This window comes from Ramlibacter albus (genome assembly GCF_014297445.1).
Classification (GTDB): Bacteria; Pseudomonadota; Gammaproteobacteria; order Burkholderiales; family Burkholderiaceae_C; genus Ramlibacter; species Ramlibacter albus.
Genome location: NZ_JACORU010000007.1, coordinates 275,088 through 290,999, shown reverse-complemented (window position 1 = coordinate 290,999; position 15,912 = coordinate 275,088). Strand labels below are relative to the sequence as shown.

The window sequence follows — 15,912 nt, the reverse complement described above, 5'->3', positions numbered from 1 at the left end:
TGTGCGTTGCTCTCCCCATCCCTCCCCCCGCCCTCCCTTCCCCTCCGGGAAAGAGAGGGAGCTAAATCGGACAGCCGATTTGGGCTCGTCGAGCCGGACACGGCCGAATCGGGAGACGTCGGGTGGTGGGCGAACGTGAGGATCGTTCCTTCATGTCGAGTACCTGCCCACGCATATGTCTTCGGCCGCCAATCGACCCGACGAGCCCAAATCGGCTGTCCGATTTAGCTCCCTCTTCTCCCCGGAGGGGAGGGGAGGGCGGGGGGAGGGATGGGGAGAGCAACGCACATACGAGTGGCGAGCTCGAGACTGCGCTTACGGACGCAAAAAGATCAACCCGCGCGGCAGCGCAAAGGCAGAAGCCCGTTCGGGATATCCGTGCGATTGGCACCCTTGGCGACCATCTTCTCCGGCGCCGGCGCGTTCCCGCACAACCACGTCACCGGCACGATCGGCTCGTCCTCGACCACCGCCGGCCGGATGCTCAGCACCTTGCCCTTCAACGCACCATTCGCGCGATTGCCGAAGGTGACGTGGATCGCCCCGTCCTGCAGCGCCACCGAGCTCACCACCTGGTTCACGATCTTCTCCGCCGCGGGCCGCCCGGCAGCAGCGTTGTCGGCCGGCAAAGGCTGCTTGTTGCGCCACGCAGCCTCGACAGGCGGCTTGAGCAGGTCGGCCAGCGGCAGCGCCTCCAGCACCTGCTCACGCACGATGCGGTCCATGTACGAGGGCAAGGTGATCAGCAGCAGGATCGCGAGCACGCCGATCGCGACCATCAGTTCGAGCAGGGTGAAGCCGCGCGCACGCGGCGCGGCGGTCACGGCTGTTGGCTGGACGCGGTGCCGGCAACAGGCACCACGCGGCGCGCGCCGTCGAAGCGGCGCGACCAGTAGCTCATGCCCATGTCCTCGACGCGCACCTCGGCGCCGGGCTTGGGCGAATGGATGAACTTGCCGTCGCCGACGTAGATGCCCACGTGGCTGAACGCCGCGCGCATCGTGTTGAAGAACACGAGGTCGCCCGGCTGCAGGTCCTGCTGGTCGATCTTCTGCGTGGCCGCGGCCTGTTCATTGGCGCGGCGCGGCAGGATGAGGCCCAGCGTCTGCTCGTACATCGCCTTGACGAAACCGCTGCAGTCGAAGCCGCCCATGTCCACGCTGTTGCCGCCGCGGCGGTAGGGGACGCCGAGGAAACCCATGGCCGTGACGACGAGTTCGCCCGTGCGGTCGGCGACGGTGGCGCGCACCTGCTCCAAGCGCGACAGGAGGCCCTTTTCGGCCATGAAGCGGCCGATGTCGTCCTCCGCCGCGGCCGGCGGGGCGGCGTGCGCGGACAGCGTGACGAGCAGGGCGGCGAGCCCAAGGCTGAGCTTGCGGGGCATGGGGCGGGAGCTTACCTGTGGGCCACTTGCGAAGTCAAGCGAGGTATGCTGTGTAAGCCGTTGATTTGTAAGCAAGGATGACCATGAATTTCGCAGCCAAGGCGCTCCGGCGCGCGTTTTTCGCGACGCTGGTGGCTTCCGCAGGGGTTGCAGGGGCGGTGCAGCAGGAGGTGGTGGCGAGCCGCCTGGACCACCCGTGGGCGGTCGCTTTCCTGCCCGAAGGCCGCTTCCTCGTGACGGAACGGCCGGGCCGGATGCGCATTGTCGACGCCGATGGCCGCGTCGGGGCGCCGTTGGTCGGTGTGCCGACGGTGGCCGCGCGCGGGCAGGGCGGCCTGCTGGACGTGGTGCTGGATTCGGCGTTTGCGGGCAACCGCACCGTCTACTTCTGTTACGCCGAACCCGGCGACGGCGGCAACAGCACGGCACTGGCGCGCGCGAAGCTGTCGGCCGACGCCACGCGCCTCGACGAGGTGAAGGTGATCTTCCGCCAACTGCCCAAGGTGGACAGCAGCTACCACTTCGGCTGCCGCATCGTCGAAGCGCAGGACGGCACGCTGTTCCTCACGATGGGCGAGCGCAACTCGCGCCGCGACGACGCGCAGCGATTGGCCAACCACATCGGCAAGATGGTGCGCATCACCAAGGACGGCGCGGTCCCGCCCGACAACCCCTTCGTCGGCCGCAGCGGCGCGGCGCCCGAGATCTGGAGCTACGGCCACCGCAACATGCAGGGCGCCACGCTCGGCCCCGACGGCCGCGTCTGGACCCACGAGCATGGCCCGCAAGGCGGCGACGAGATCAACGTGCCGCTGCCCGGGCGCAACTACGGCTGGCCGGTGATCACCCATGGCGAGCAGTACGGCGGCGGCAAGATGGGCGAGGGCAGCGCCAAGGCCGGCATGGAGCAGCCGCTGCACTACTGGGTGCCGTCGATCGCGCCCTCGGGCATGGCCTTCCTCACCAGCGACCGCTACGGCGCGGACCTCAAGGGCGACCTGTTCGTCGGCTCGCTCAAGTTCGGCTACGTGGCCCGACTCGAGCTGGAAAACGGCAAGGTCAGGCGCGAGACGAAATGGGCCGAGATCGGCGACCGCGTGCGCGACGTGCGGCAGGGCCCCGACGGCTGGCTCTACGTGCTCACCGACGAGGGCAACGGCAAGCTCATCCGGCTGAAGCCCTGATCAGGGTTTGACCAGCCCCTTGCGGACGGCATACAGCGTGAGGCTCGCGATGTCGTTCAGCTGCAGCCGCTCCATGATTCGCGCGCGGTGCACGTCCACCGTCTTGGGCGACAGGCCCAGCTCGAACGCGATCTCCTTCGACGCCCTGCCCTGCGCGATCAGCTTGAGGATCTCCACCTGCCGGTGGGTGAGCTCGTCGTCCGCGGTGGGTTCGGAGGGCTGCAGCAGCCGCTGCGCGATCGCCGGGCTGAAGTAGCTGCCGGTGGCCATCACGCTGCGGATGGCCTGTTCCAGCTCGAAGGGCGGCGCGTCCTTCATCAGGTAGCCGCAGGCCCCGTGCGCCACGGCGCGCTTGACGAAGTCCACCGTGTCGTACATCGACAGCACGAGCATGCGCACGCCCGGGTGGCGCGAATGGATCTCGCCGATCGCGCTGATGCCGTCCATCTCGGGCATCGAGATGTCGGTCATCACCACGTCCGGCTGGAGGTCCTCGACGAGGGTGACGAGCTCGCGCCCGTTGCGCGCTTCGGCGATCACCTCCACGCCGGGCACCATCTGCAGCAGGGCCTTGATGCCGGAGCGCACGAGGTCGTGGTCGTCGGCCAGCACGACACGGATCTGGCGCGGGGTCTCGTTCTTCATTCGTCCTCCTTGTGTTGCAGCTTATCTCACAGCACGGCGCGCAGCGCGACGCCTCGCCCCGGGCGCGTGCGGATGAGCAGCCGGCCGCCGGCGAGCTCGGTGCGCTCGATCATCCCGTACAGGCCGAAATTGCGCTCGCTCTGCTGCCCGTCCAGCAGCGCGTGCTTGTCGAAGCCCACGCCGTCGTCGACCACCAGCACGCCGATGCGGCCGTCCGGCAGGAAGCGCAGGCGCACCTGGATGCACGAGGCGCGCGCATGCCGCACGATGTTGTTCAGGGCTTCCTGCACGAGCCGCATCACCACGGCCGCGTTCACGCCGGGGCGCGCCGGCTCCTTGCCGCGCGAGGTGACCTCGAAGGCGATGCCCGCCGGGTCCGCCACGCGCTGCACGGCGGATTGCACGGCGGCCACCAGCCCGAGCAGGTCGAGCTGGGCCGGGCGCAGCGAGAAGGAGAGCGTCTTGAGCTGCTCGACCGCGGCCGTCGCCATCTCCATGGCGGTGTCGGTGTGCTTGCGCACGGCGTCGGGGTTGCCGGCGCGGTTGGCCGCGTGCAGGTGGATCGTCACGCCGGTGAGCGTCTGGCCGAGCTGGTCGTGCAGCTCGCGCGAGATGAGGGACCGCTCGCGCTCCTGGGCCACGACGAGGCGCGCGGAGAGTTTCTTCAGGCGGCCGTACGCGGCTTCGAGCTCGCGGTCCAGCCGCTCCTTGTCCAGCGCGCGCTGCCGCTCGCCCATCACCCGCTCGATGATCTGCGGCAGCGTGCCCATCTTGTCCTTGGTGACGTAGTCCTTGGCGCCGCAGCGCAGCACGTGCACGGCGGCGTCCTCGCCGATCGCACGCGTGAGCACGACGAGGGGCGTCGTGCAGCGGCGCGCCATCAGGATCTGCAGCGCCGCGTAGGGCGAGAAGCGCGGCATGTTGAAGTCGCACAGGATCGCGTCGTAGTCCCGCTCGAGCGCGGCGACGAAGCTGGTGGCCTCGTCCACGCGCGTGAGCTCGTAGCGGCGCTGCGGGTCCGCGCGCTCAAGCGCGAGCGAGACGAGCTCCACGTCGTCCGGGTTGTCCTCCACGCAGAGGAGGCGGATCACCTGTGGTTCGGCAGTGGTGCTTCGCAAGGGCCCCCCGTACTTCGTGCTTGTTGCCGCGAAGTGTAAGGGTGCGGGGGTTAAGCCAAATCCCTAGGTGTTTCCCTCGATATTGCTTAGGGCGCGGCCGGCGCCGGATGGTCTGATAACGGCCATGAACACCGCCCTGCTGCCTGCCGCCGCCCTCGTTTCCGCGTTCGCCCGGGTGGCCGCGGCCCTGCAGGGGCGCTCGCCGGCGGCGCGCGAGTTCCTGGACACGACCACAGGCCTGGGCAACCACGGCGGGCTGGCGGGCATCGGCCAGCCGATGCTCGACGCAGCGCGCCGCGACGGCCGCCCCTTCTCGATCGTGGTGCTGGACTTCAGCGAACTCACCGAAGTGCGCGAGATCTACGGCACCGAGACCGCGCGCCGTGTCGTGCAGCGCGTCGTGCGCAAGCTGCGCCTGCTGGCCGGCCCGCGCGGCGCGGCGCTGCGCACCGGCCGCACCGAGTTCACCGTGCTGCTGCCCGGCGCGAACCGCGACGCGGCCTGCGCCGCCGTGCACCGCGTGCTGGGCAAGCCCAGCCGCGTGGAGTTCGACGCGGGCGACTGCGAGATCGTCCTCGTGCCCGAGATCGTGGCGGACAACGTCGCGAACGACGGCGAGTCGCTCGTCGAGGTGCACGACGAGATCTCCCGCGGCCTGGCCAAGGCGCGGCACGACGAGATGCGGCGGGTGCAGTGGCTGCAGCGCGAGCGCGAGCGCCATTCGCGCCCCATGGCATTGCCCGCCTGAGTAACATCGGCGGGATGCTGCTGGACACCCAGGAATCCCAACTCGTGCTGGTCGATTACCAGCGCAAGCTCATGCCCTCCATCCACGACGCGCAAGCCGTCGTGGCGAACGCCGTGCGGCTGGCCCGCATCGCGCGCCTGCTGCAGGTGCCGGTGTTCACCACCGAGGAGAACCCGGTGGGGCTCGGCCCCACCGTGGGCGAACTCGACGGCCTGACCGGCAAGGTCGTGCACAAGATGGCCTTCAGCGCCCGCGAGGTGCTGATGCCGCACCTGCGCCCGCCGGCCAGGCAGGGCGGCGGCAACGCCCGCAGCCTGCCCAAGCACCTGCAGAAAGCCGCGCCGCCCGCGCCCGAGCGCGGCAGCGTGGTGCTGGCCGGCTGCGAAGCCCACGTGTGCCTGATGCAGACGGCGCTGGACCTGCTGGAAGAGGAGCTGGACGTGTGGATCGTCACCGACGCCTGCAGCTCGCGCACCGAGCGCAACCGCGACGCCGCGTTCGACCGGCTCGCGGGCGCCGGCTGCGAACTCGTCACCACCGAGATGGTGGCGTTCGAGTGGCTCGGGACCGCGGAACACCCGCTGTTCAAGGACGTGTTGACACTGGTCAAATAGGCCCAGGGCCGCGCGTCAGCGTGCGGCAAGCCCGGTCCCGACAATCGCGGGGCGAAGGAGACAGCCATGGGATTTGCCGACATCTACCGCCGCTCGATCGAGCAACGCGACGAGTTCTGGGCCGAGCAGGCGCAGCTGGTTCACTGGGAAAGCGCCCCGAAGCAGGTGTGCGACTACAGCCGGCCGCCGTTCGCCAAGTGGTTCGCGGGCGGCACCACCAACCTTTGCTACAACGCGGTCGACCGCCACGTCGGCGCGCAAGGCGACAAGCCGGCGCTCATCTACGTTTCCACGGAAACGCAGCAGGAGCGCGTCTACACGTTCTCCGAGCTGCAGGCCGAGGTGCAGCGCATGGCCGCCATCCTGCTCGGGCTGGGCGTGAAAAAGGGCGACCGCGTCCTCATCTACATGCCGATGATCGCGGAAGCGGCGTTCGCCATGCTCGCCTGCGCGCGCATCGGCGCGATCCACTCCGTGGTGTTCGGCGGCTTCGCTTCGGTGTCGCTCGCTTCGCGCATCGAGGACGCCACGCCCAAGGTCATCGTGAGCGCCGACGCGGGCTCGCGCGCGGGCAAGGTGGTGGCGTACAAGCCGCTGCTCGACGAAGCCATCCGCCTGTCGAAGCACAAGCCGCAGGCGGTGCTGATGGTCGACCGCGGCCTCGCGCCGTTCGACAAGGCCGAGGGCCGCGACCAGGACTACGCAACGCTGCGCGAGCGGCACCTGCAGGCCAAGGTGCCCTGCGAGTGGGTCGACGCCACGCACCCGAGCTACATCCTCTACACGAGCGGCACCACGGGCAGGCCCAAGGGCGTGCAGCGCGACACCGGCGGCTACGCGGTCGCGCTGGCCGCCAGCATGAAGCACATCTTCCTGGGCAAGCCCGGCGAGACGTACTTCTCCACCAGCGACATCGGCTGGGTGGTGGGCCACAGCTACATCGTCTACGGCCCGCTCATCGCGGGCATGGCGACCATCATGTACGAGGGCCTGCCGATCCGCCCCGACGCGGGCATCTGGTGGAGCCTGGTCGAGAAGTACAAGGTCACCTCGATGTTCAGCGCGCCCACGGCGGTGCGTGTCCTGAAGAAGCAGGACCCTTCTTTCCTCAAGAAATACGACTTGTCGAGCCTGCGCGCGCTGTTCCTCGCCGGCGAGCCGCTGGACGAGCCGACCGCGCAGTGGATCGCCGAGGGCCTGGGCCGCCCCATCGTCGACAACTACTGGCAGACCGAGACGGGCTGGCCGATCCTGACCATCTGCAACGGCATCGAGAAGGCGCCCAGCAAGTTCGGCAGCCCGGGCAAGGCCGTGTACGGCTTCGACGTGAAGCTGCTGGACGAGAACACCGGTGAAGAGCTGAAAGGCGCCAACCAGAAGGGCGTGGTCGCCATCGAGGGGCCGCTGCCGCCCGGCTGCATGCAGACCGTGTGGGGCGACGACGAGCGCTTCGTCAACACGTACTGGAAGAGCATCCCCGGCAAGCTGGTGTACAGCACCTTCGACTGGGGCATCCGCGACGAGGACGGCTACTTCTTCATCCTCGGCCGCACCGACGACGTGATCAACGTGGCCGGCCACCGGCTCGGCACCCGCGAGATCGAGGAGAGCATCTCGAGCCACCCGAACATCGCCGAAGTGGCGGTGGTGGGCGTGGCCGACCAGCTCAAGGGCCAGGTCGCCATGGCTTTCGCCGTGCCCAAGGACGCGTCGGGCCTGGTCGACGAAGCCGCGAAGCTCAAGTTCGAGGGCGAGGTGATGAAGGTGGTCGAGCAGCAGCTCGGCGCCGTCGCGCGGCCCGCCCGCGTGCGCTTCGTGACGGTACTGCCCAAGACCCGAAGCGGCAAGTTGCTGCGCCGGGCGATCCAGGCCGTGTGCGAAGGACGGGACGCCGGCGACCTGACCACCATCGAGGACCCCACCGCCCTCCAGCAAATCCGGGAACTGGTAGGCGGCTGAAAGGAAAGGGTGGCACAATCGCGCCCTGCAACCTCGGCTCCTTCCAGCGCCAGTCGCATCCGCCAACCGGTTAAGCCGCGACGCGGAAGGTTCTATCAACCAGCTGAAGCTTCCCCAAGGGAAGCGGAAAGTAGCGAAAACCCATGAGTAGCGAGCCCCGCTCCGTCTACACCGCCTACCAGGGCAATTCGTACCTCTTCGGCGGCAACGCGCCGTACGTCGAGGAGATGTACGAGAACTACCTCGCCAACCCCACCAGCGTGCCCGACATGTGGCGCGACTACTTCGACGCGCTGCAGAACGTGCCCGCCGTCGACGGCAGCAACGCGCGCGACGTGCCCCACCTGCCGGTGGTCAACGCGTTCGCCGAGCGCGCCAAGTCCGGTGGCACGAAGGTGGTCGTGGCGGCGGGCGCCGACCTCGAGACCGCCCGCAAGCGCACGGCCGTCCAGCAGCTGATCGCCGCGTACCGCAACGTGGGCTGCCGCTGGGCCGACCTGGACCCGCTCAAGCGCACCGAGCGCGAGCACATCCCCGAGCTGGAGCTGTCCTTCTACGGCTTCTCCGACGCCGACAACGAGACGATCTTCAACACCAGCAACACGTTCTTCGGCAAGGAGAGCATGTCGCTGCGCGAGCTGCTGAACGCGCTGCGCGAAACGTACTGCGGCAGCATCGGCGCCGAGTTCATGTACATCAGCGACCAGGGCCGCAAGCGCTGGTGGCAGCAGAAGCTGGAGTCGATCCGCTCCAAGCCCAATTTCACGCCGGACAAGAAGCGCCACATCCTCGACCGCCTGACGGCCGCCGAGGGCCTGGAGCGCTTCCTGCACACCAAGTACGTCGGCCAGAAGCGCTTCTCGCTCGAAGGCGGCGAGAGCTTCATCGCCGCGATCGACGAGTGCATCCAGCGCGCCGGCGAGAAGGGGGTGCAGGAGATCGTGATCGGCATGGCCCACCGCGGCCGCCTGAACGTGCTGGTCAACACGCTGGGCAAGATGCCCAAGGACCTGTTCGCCGAGTTCGACCACACGGCCGACGAGGACCTGCCCGCCGGCGACGTGAAGTACCACCAGGGCTTCAGCTCCGACGTGTCCACCCCCGGCGGCCCCGTGCACCTGACGCTGGCCTTCAACCCCTCGCACCTGGAGATCGTGAACCCGGTGGTCGAGGGCTCCGTGCGCGCGCGCATGGACCGCCGCGCGGACACCAAGGGCAACCAGGTGCTGCCGGTGCTGGTGCACGGCGACGCCGCCATCGCCGGCCAGGGCGTGGTGCAGGAGACGCTGGCGCTGGCCGAGACCCGTGGTTACTACACGGGCGGCACGGTGCACATCGTCATCAACAACCAGATCGGCTTCACCACCAGCGACCCGCGCGACTCGCGCTCCACGCTGTACTGCACCGACATCGTCAAGATGATCGAGGCGCCGGTGGTGCACGTGAACGGCGACGACCCCGAGGCCGTGGTGCTCGCGACGCAGCTCGCGCTCGAGTACCGCATGGAGTTCAACAAGGACGTCGTGGTCGACATCGTGTGCTTCCGCAAGCTGGGCCACAACGAGCAGGACACGCCCTCGCTCACCCAGCCGCTGATGTACAAGAAGATCGCGCAGCACCCCGGCACGCGCAAGCTGTACGCGGACAAGCTGTCGGCGCAGGGCTTCGGCGAGACCATCGGCGACGACATGGTCAAGGCCTACCGCGCCGCCATGGACGCGGGCAAGCACACGGTGGACCCGGTGCTGACCAACTTCAAGAGCAAGTACGCCGTCGACTGGCGCCCGTTCCTCGGCAAGAAGTGGACCGACGCGGCCGACACGGCGGTGCCGCTGGCCGAGTGGAAGCGCCTGGCCGAGCGCATCACGACCGTGCCCGAAGGCTTCACGGTGCACCCGCTGGTCAAGAAGGTGCTGGAAGACCGCGCCGCGATGGGCCGCGGTGAAGTGAACGTGGACTGGGGCATGGGCGAGCACATGGCTTTTGCCTCGCTCGTCGCCAGCGGTTTCGCAGTGCGCCTCTCGGGTGAGGACTGCGGCCGCGGCACGTTCACGCACCGCCACGCGGTGCTGCACGACCAGAACCGCGAGAAGTGGAGCGAGGGCACGTACACGCCGCTGTGCAACGTGTCCGAGTCGCAGGCGCCCTTCGTCGTGATCGATTCGATCCTGTCGGAAGAAGCGGTGCTCGGGTTCGAGTACGGCTACGCCTCCAACGACCCGCACACGCTGGTGATCTGGGAAGCGCAGTTCGGCGACTTCGCCAACGGCGCGCAGGTCGTCATCGACCAGTTCATCGCCTCGGGCGAGGTGAAGTGGGGCCGCGTCAACGGCATCACGCTCATGCTGCCGCACGGCTACGAGGGCCAGGGCCCCGAGCACAGCTCGGCGCGCCTGGAGCGCTTCATGCAGCTGTCGGTCGACACCAACATCCAGGTGTGCCAGCCCACCACGGCCAGCCAGATCTTCCACCTGCTGCGCCGCCAGTGCATCCGCCCGCTGCGCAAGCCGCTGATCATCATGACGCCCAAGTCGCTGCTGCGGCACAAGGACGCCACGTCGCCGCTGGCCGAGTTCACCAAGGGCGGCTTCCAGACGGTGATCCCGGAGCAGAAGGACCTCAAGGCCGACAAGGTCAAGCGCGTGATCGTGTGCTCGGGCAAGGTCTATTACGACCTGGCCAAGAAGCGCGAGGAGAAGGGCGCCGACGACGTGGCCATCCTGCGCGTGGAACAGCTCTACCCGTTCCCGCACAAGGCTTTCGCCGCCGAGCTGAAGAAGTACCCCAACGTGACCGACCTGGTGTGGTGCCAGGACGAGCCGCAGAACCAGGGTGCGTGGTTCTTCATCCAGCACAACATCCACGAGAACATGGCCGAGGGCCAGAAGCTCGGTTACGCGGGCCGTGCGGCCAGCGCCTCGCCGGCGGTGGGCTATTCGCACCTGCACCAGGAGCAGCAGAAGGCCCTGGTCGACGCGGCGTTCGCGAAGCTCAAGGGCTTCGTCCTCACGAAATAAAAAGACGGAACAACTCAAATGGCTATCGTTGACGTGAAGGTCCCGCAACTGTCCGAATCAGTTGCAGAAGCGACCCTGCTGCAGTGGAAGAAGAAGCCCGGCGAACAGGTCGCGCTGGACGAGATCCTGATCGAGATCGAAACCGACAAGGTCGTGCTCGAAGTGCCCGCGCCCGCCGCGGGCGTGCTGGCCGAGATCGTGCAGGGTGACGGTGCAACCGTCACCGCCGACCAGCTGATCGCGAAGATCGACACCGAGGGCAAGGCTTCGGCCGCCGCGCCGGCTGCAGCGCCCGCGCAAGCGGCTGCACCGGCGGCCGCCGCTGCCGCCCCCGCGGGTGGCAGCAAGGCCGGCGTGGCGATGCCCGCCGCCGCCAAGATGATGGCGGACAACAACATGGCGGCCGGCTCCGTGCCCGGCACCGGCCGGGACGGCCGCGTGACCAAGGGCGACGTGATCGGCTCGCTGGCCGGTGGCGCTGCCAGGCCGGCCGCCGGCTCGCCGGTGCCCGTGTCCACCGCGCCCAAGGCGGCGCTGCCGCAAGTGGCCGCGCCCGTCGGCGCGCCGGACCTCGGCGACCGCCCCGAGCAGCGCGTGCCGATGACGCGCCTGCGCGCGCGCGTGGCCGAGCGCCTGCTGCAGTCGCAGTCCACCAACGCCATCCTCACGACCTTCAACGAAGTGAACATGGCGCCCGTGATGGAGATGCGCAAGCGCTTCCAGGAGAAGTTCGAGAAGGAGCACGGCGTGAAGATCGGCTTCATGTCGTTCTTCGTGAAGGCCGCGGTGCACGCGCTGAAGAAGTACCCGGTGCTCAACGCGTCGGTGGACGGCAACGACATCGTCTACCACGGCTACTTCGACATCGGCATCGCGGTGGGTTCGCCGCGCGGCCTGGTGGTGCCGATCCTGCGCAACGCCGACCAGATGTCCTTCGCCGACATCGAGAAGAAGATCGCCGAGTTCGGCCAGAAGGCGCGCGACGGCAAGCTGGGCATCGACGAGATGACCGGCGGCACGTTCTCCATCTCCAACGGTGGCGTCTTCGGCTCGATGCTCTCCACGCCCATCATCAACCCGCCGCAGTCGGCCATCCTCGGCGTGCACGCCACGAAGGACCGCGCGGTGGTGGAGAACGGGCAGGTCGTGATCCGCCCGATCAACTACCTGGCCATGAGCTACGACCACCGGATCATCGACGGCCGCGAAGCCGTGCTGGGGCTGGTGGCGATGAAGGAAGCGCTGGAAGACCCGGCTCGCCTCCTGTTCGACATCTGAGGGGCGCGCCATGGCAAAGAACTTTGACGTGGTCGTCATCGGTGGCGGCCCCGGCGGCTACATCGCCGCCATCCGCGCGGCCCAGCTGGGCTTCAACACGGCCTGCATCGACGAGTGGACCAAGGGCGGCAAGCCCGCCCCCGGCGGCACCTGCACCAACGTGGGCTGCATCCCGTCCAAGGCGCTGCTGCAGTCGTCGGAGAACTACGAGCACGCCTCGAAGCACTTCGCCGACCACGGCATCAAGGTGAGCGGCCTCGAGGTCGACATCGCGAAGATGCTGGCCCGCAAGGACCAGGTGGTGAAGCAGAACAACGACGGCATCCTGTTCCTCTTCAAGAAGAACAAGGTGGCGTTCTTCCACGGCCGCGGCTCGTTCGTGAAGACCTCGGCCGAAGGCACGGAAGTGAAGGTCGGCGACGAGACGCTCGTTGCCAAGCACGTGATCATCGCCACGGGTTCCAATGCCCGCGCGCTGCCCGGCACGCCCTTCGACGAGAAGAACATCCTGTCCAACGACGGCGCGCTGTCCATCGCCAACATCCCGAAGAAGCTGGGCCTGATCGGCTCCGGCGTCATCGGGCTGGAGATGGGCTCGGTGTGGCGCCGCCTCGGTGCGGAAGTGACCGTGCTTGAAGCGCTGCCCACGTTCCTGGGCGCCGTCGATGAGCAGATCGCCAAGGAAGCGAAGAAGGCGTTCGACAAGCAGGGCCTGAAGATCGAGCTGGGCGTGAAGGTCGGCGAGATCAAGAACGGCAACACGGTCACCGTCAACTACACCAACGCCAAGGGCGAAGCCCAGGTGCTGGAAGTCGACAAGCTGATCGTGTCCATCGGCCGCGTGCCCAACACCATCGGCCTGAATGCCGAAGCGGTGGGCCTGAAGCTCGACGAGCGTGGCGCGATCGTGGTCGATGACGAGTGCCGCACCAACCTGCCCAACGTGTGGGCGGTGGGCGACGTCGTGCGCGGCCCGATGCTCGCGCACAAGGCGGAGGAGGAGGGCGTGGCGGTGGCCGAGCGCATCGCGGGCCAGCACGGGCACGTCAACTTCAACACCATCCCGTGGGTGATCTACACCAGCCCCGAGATCGCGTGGGTGGGCCAGACCGAGCAGCAGCTCAAGGCCGCCGGCGTGAAGTACAAGGCCGGCACCTTCCCGTTCATGGCCAACGGCCGTGCGCGTGCGCTGGGCGACACGACGGGCATGGTGAAGTTCCTCGCCCATGCGGAGACGGACGAGATCCTCGGCGTGCACATCGTCGGCCCCATGGCCAGCGAGCTGGTCTCCGAAGCCGTGGTGGCGATGGAGTTCCGCGCGTCGAGCGAGGACATCGCCCGCATCTGCCATGCGCACCCGTCGCTGTCCGAAGCGACGAAGGAAGCGGCACTGGCCGTCGACAAGCGCAGCCTGAACTTCTGATCGAGACGCAGTGCTCTCGGTTCGCGAAGTCTACGAAACCGAGCTGGCCGCGCGGGGTTACCAGAGCGACCCCGCGCAGCTGCGCGCCGTCGACGCGCTGGACCGCTGCGCGCGCGACTGGGCCGAGTACAAGGAGCAGCGCTCCAGCGTCCTGAAGAAGCTGCTGAACCGCCCCGCCATCCCGCGCGGCGTGTACATGCACGGCGGCGTCGGCCGCGGCAAGAGCTTCCTGATGGACTGCTTCTTCCAGGCCGTGCCGATCCGCCGCAAGACGCGGCTGCACTTCCACGAGTTCATGCGCGAGGTGCACCGCGAGCTGGCCGAATTGCAAGGCACCGTGAACCCGCTCGATGCGCTGGGCGAGAACATCGCCAAGCGGTATCGCCTGATCTGCTTCGACGAGTTCCACGTCGCGGACATCACGGACGCGATGATCCTGCACCGTCTGCTCGACTCGCTGTTCGACAACGGCGTGGGCTTCGTCACCACGTCCAATTTCAAGCCGGACGACCTGTACCCCAACGGGCTGCATCGCGACCGCATCCTGCCCGCGATCGCCCTCCTGAACGAAAAGCTGGAAGTGCTCTCTGTGGACAACGGCGTGGACTACCGACGCCGCACGATGGAGCAGGTCAAGCTCTACCACACGCCCCTGGGCCCGCAGGCGGACGAAGAGATGAACGCGGCCTTCACCCGGCTGGCCGAGATGCACGACGAGGACCCGGTGCTGCAAATCGAGCACCGCGAGATCCGCGCGCGGCGCAAGGCGGGCGGCGTGGTGTGGTTCGACTTCAAGCAGCTGTGCGGCGGCCCGCGCTCGCAGAACGACTACCTGGAGATCGCGTCGCAGTTCCACACGGTGCTGCTGTCGGACGTGCCGAAGATGTCGATCCGGCTCGCGTCCGAGGCGCGGCGCTTCACGTGGCTGGTGGACGTTCTTTACGATCGCCGCGTGAAACTGATCCTGTCGGCCGAGGTCGAACCCGAGGCGTTGTACACCGAGGGGCCGCTGGCCCACGAGTTCCCGCGCACGGTGTCCCGCCTCAACGAGATGCAGTCCACCGAGTTCCTGGCCCTCGAACACCGCACCGTCGACACCCGCCTCACATGAAACGCCTTGCGCTCGTCACAACCGTCCTGCTGCTCGCCGCGCAAGCGCACGCGCAGCTGGACACGGGCGCCGAGCGCGCACGCATCGCGGCCGAGCGCAGGAAGGCGGAGCAGCTGTTTGCCGAGGAGCACAAGGCCTGCTATGCGAAGTTCGCGGTGACCGACTGCGTGAAGGAGGCCAAGGCGCGCCGCCGCGAGGTGATCGCCGACCTGCGCCGCCAGGAGATCGCGCTGAACGACAAGGAGCGCAAGCAGCGCGCCGCCGAACGCCAGCGCGAGCTGGAAGAGCGCAGCGCCGCCGCGAAGCAGGAGCAAGCCTCGCAGCAGCGCGCCAAGGCCCAGGCCGACCAGAAGGCGCGCGAGGAGCGCGCGGCGGACAAGGCCGCGAAGAAACCGGAGTCCGCAGGCGCGCGGCAGCAGCGCGCGGCGGAGCAGGAAAACCGGATCCGCCAGCGCGAGGCCGGCGCCGCGAAGGCGCAGCAGGACAAGGCGCAGGAAGCGGCGGCGCACCGGGCCGAGTACGAGAAGCGCCAGAAGGATGCGCAGGAGCATCGCGCGCAGACGCAGAAGCGCATCGCGCAGCGCAAGAAGCCGGCGGCGTCGGACTTGCCGCCGCCGAAGGCACCCTGAGGTCAGGCGTCGAGCGGTTCGAGCTTGACGATCACCAGCGACAGGTTGTCGCCGCCGCCCCGCGCGCGCGAGCGCGCCTTCTCGATCAGGAACTCCGTCGCCTCGCGCGGCGACAGCGACGACAGCACCGAGCCCAGCTCCGCCGGGCTGAAGTAGTGCCACACGCCGTCGCTGCACGCCATCAGCACGTCGCCGGGGCGCAGCTGCGAGATGTGGTGCAGGTCCATCGGCGGCTCTTCCTCCGCGCCCAGGCACCCCATGAGGATGTTGGACTGCGGGTGCACGTTGGCTTCTTCTTCGGTGAGCTGGCCCGCGTCCACCAGCGTCTGCACGTAGGAATGGTCCATCGTGCGCTTGACGAGCTTGCTGCCGTGGTAGTGGTAGATGCGCGAGTCGCCGGCGTGGATCCAGTGGCATTCGCCGTTCGGGTTGATCAGGAAGGCCGCGATCGTGCTGTGCGGCTCCTGCTCCGACGAGATGGCCGTGAGCTTGATGACGAGGTGCGACTCCGACACCACCTGCTTCAGCAGCACCGGCGGGTCGTCGTGGTCGGGCGAGTAGCGCTCGAACAGCTGCTTGGCCGTGAGCATCACCTGGTCGCTCGCCTTGCGGCCGCCGCTGCGGCCGCCCATGCCGTCCGCGACGACGCCGAGCACGCAGCCGCTGATCCGGGGATGGGAAAGCAGCGCGATCTGGTCCTGCTGGTACTCGCGGTCGCCCTTGTGGATGCCGGTCGAGGCGGTGAGTCGGTAACCTTTGTTGGATGTGGCCATGCTGAGAGCATCATGCCCTGAATGGCAGG

Annotated in this window: 14 protein-coding genes; 9 read left to right on the top strand and 5 right to left on the bottom strand. The window is 68.2% G+C overall.

The window, feature by feature from the left end; all coding sequences use genetic code 11:
* Positions 1-332: 332 nt before the first annotated feature.
* Both H8R02_RS19750 and H8R02_RS19745 read right to left on the bottom strand, forming a co-directional pair.
* On the bottom strand, positions 333-824 hold the full coding sequence (locus tag H8R02_RS19750; RefSeq protein ID WP_222622556.1) for a pilin: 492 nt from the start codon (positions 822-824) through the stop codon (positions 333-335).
* Positions 821-1,384, bottom strand: a complete 564-nt coding sequence (locus H8R02_RS19745; protein WP_187083189.1) for a C40 family peptidase — start codon at positions 1,382-1,384, stop codon at positions 821-823. The genes H8R02_RS19750 and H8R02_RS19745 overlap by 4 nt, the downstream gene beginning before the upstream one ends.
* An 83-nt stretch (positions 1,385-1,467) precedes the next feature.
* On the opposite strand from H8R02_RS19745, the gene H8R02_RS19740 reads away from it, so the two are divergent.
* Positions 1,468-2,568, top strand: a complete 1,101-nt coding sequence (locus tag H8R02_RS19740) for a PQQ-dependent sugar dehydrogenase (protein WP_187083188.1) — start codon at positions 1,468-1,470, stop codon at positions 2,566-2,568.
* On the opposite strand, the gene H8R02_RS19735 is transcribed toward H8R02_RS19740, so the two are convergent.
* A complete protein-coding gene (locus tag H8R02_RS19735; RefSeq protein WP_222622555.1) occupies positions 2,569-3,213 on the bottom strand; it encodes a response regulator transcription factor in 645 nt (214 codons plus the stop codon). It lies immediately after the preceding gene.
* Between the two features lie 26 nt (positions 3,214-3,239).
* Positions 3,240-4,304 (bottom strand): hybrid sensor histidine kinase/response regulator, encoded by a 1,065-nt coding sequence (locus tag H8R02_RS19730; protein WP_187083187.1) that lies wholly within the window; start codon positions 4,302-4,304, stop codon positions 3,240-3,242.
* A gap of 151 nt (positions 4,305-4,455) precedes the next feature.
* Here H8R02_RS19730 and H8R02_RS19725 point away from each other — a divergent pair, with 151 nt between their 5' ends.
* The 8 genes from H8R02_RS19725 to H8R02_RS19690 all read left to right on the top strand — a co-directional run bounded on the left by H8R02_RS19725 (position 4,456) and on the right by H8R02_RS19690 (position 15,110).
* Positions 4,456-5,079, top strand: a complete 624-nt coding sequence (locus tag H8R02_RS19725) for a diguanylate cyclase domain-containing protein (RefSeq protein ID WP_187083186.1) — start codon at positions 4,456-4,458, stop codon at positions 5,077-5,079.
* A gap of 14 nt (positions 5,080-5,093) precedes the next feature.
* Positions 5,094-5,693 (top strand): isochorismatase family protein, encoded by a 600-nt coding sequence (locus tag H8R02_RS19720; RefSeq protein WP_187083185.1) that lies wholly within the window; start codon positions 5,094-5,096, stop codon positions 5,691-5,693.
* Between the two features lie 66 nt (positions 5,694-5,759).
* Entirely contained in the window at positions 5,760-7,652 is a 1,893-nt protein-coding gene (locus tag H8R02_RS19715) for a propionate--CoA ligase (protein WP_187083184.1), read from the top strand.
* 143 nt (positions 7,653-7,795) lie between these two features.
* Complete coding sequence (locus H8R02_RS19710) at positions 7,796-10,669, top strand: 2-oxoglutarate dehydrogenase E1 component (protein WP_187083183.1); 2,874 nt, start codon at positions 7,796-7,798, stop codon at positions 10,667-10,669.
* A gap of 18 nt (positions 10,670-10,687) precedes the next feature.
* Positions 10,688-11,947, top strand: coding sequence for a 2-oxoglutarate dehydrogenase complex dihydrolipoyllysine-residue succinyltransferase (odhB, locus tag H8R02_RS19705; RefSeq protein WP_187083182.1), 1,260 nt, complete (start codon positions 10,688-10,690; stop codon positions 11,945-11,947).
* A gap of 10 nt (positions 11,948-11,957) precedes the next feature.
* Complete coding sequence (gene lpdA, locus H8R02_RS19700) at positions 11,958-13,370, top strand: dihydrolipoyl dehydrogenase (RefSeq protein WP_187083181.1); 1,413 nt, start codon at positions 11,958-11,960, stop codon at positions 13,368-13,370.
* A gap of 10 nt (positions 13,371-13,380) precedes the next feature.
* Positions 13,381-14,481: a cell division protein ZapE gene (zapE, locus tag H8R02_RS19695; protein WP_187083180.1), complete on the top strand. Its 1,101-nt coding sequence runs from the start codon at positions 13,381-13,383 to the stop codon at positions 14,479-14,481.
* Complete coding sequence (locus H8R02_RS19690; protein ID WP_187083179.1) at positions 14,478-15,110, top strand: hypothetical protein; 633 nt, start codon at positions 14,478-14,480, stop codon at positions 15,108-15,110. Before zapE ends, H8R02_RS19690 begins: the two co-directional genes overlap by 4 nt.
* 2 nt (positions 15,111-15,112) lie before the next feature.
* Here the strand turns inward: H8R02_RS19690 and H8R02_RS19685 are convergent, their stop codons facing one another.
* Positions 15,113-15,883, bottom strand: coding sequence for a PP2C family protein-serine/threonine phosphatase (locus H8R02_RS19685; protein WP_187083178.1), 771 nt, complete (start codon positions 15,881-15,883; stop codon positions 15,113-15,115).
* Positions 15,884-15,912: the final 29 nt, after the last annotated feature.

Excerpts from the sequence above, each read along its gene's own strand:
- H8R02_RS19745 (WP_187083189.1), bottom strand. The coding sequence starts at position 1,384 with ATGCCCCGCAAGCTCAGCCTTGGGCTCGCCGCCCTGCTCGTCACGCTG.
- H8R02_RS19740 (WP_187083188.1), top strand. The coding sequence starts at position 1,468 with ATGAATTTCGCAGCCAAGGCGCTCCGGCGCGCGTTTTTCGCGACGCTG.
- H8R02_RS19735 (WP_222622555.1), bottom strand. The coding sequence starts at position 3,213 with ATGAAGAACGAGACCCCGCGCCAGATCCGTGTCGTGCTGGCCGACGAC.
- H8R02_RS19725 (WP_187083186.1), top strand. The coding sequence starts at position 4,456 with ATGAACACCGCCCTGCTGCCTGCCGCCGCCCTCGTTTCCGCGTTCGCC.
- H8R02_RS19720 (WP_187083185.1), top strand. The coding sequence starts at position 5,094 with ATGCTGCTGGACACCCAGGAATCCCAACTCGTGCTGGTCGATTACCAG.
- H8R02_RS19715 (WP_187083184.1), top strand. The coding sequence starts at position 5,760 with ATGGGATTTGCCGACATCTACCGCCGCTCGATCGAGCAACGCGACGAG.
- H8R02_RS19710 (WP_187083183.1), top strand. The coding sequence starts at position 7,796 with ATGAGTAGCGAGCCCCGCTCCGTCTACACCGCCTACCAGGGCAATTCG.
- odhB (WP_187083182.1), top strand. The coding sequence starts at position 10,688 with ATGGCTATCGTTGACGTGAAGGTCCCGCAACTGTCCGAATCAGTTGCA.
- lpdA (WP_187083181.1), top strand. The coding sequence starts at position 11,958 with ATGGCAAAGAACTTTGACGTGGTCGTCATCGGTGGCGGCCCCGGCGGC.
- H8R02_RS19690 (WP_187083179.1), top strand. The coding sequence starts at position 14,478 with ATGAAACGCCTTGCGCTCGTCACAACCGTCCTGCTGCTCGCCGCGCAA.
- H8R02_RS19685 (WP_187083178.1), bottom strand. The coding sequence starts at position 15,883 with ATGGCCACATCCAACAAAGGTTACCGACTCACCGCCTCGACCGGCATC.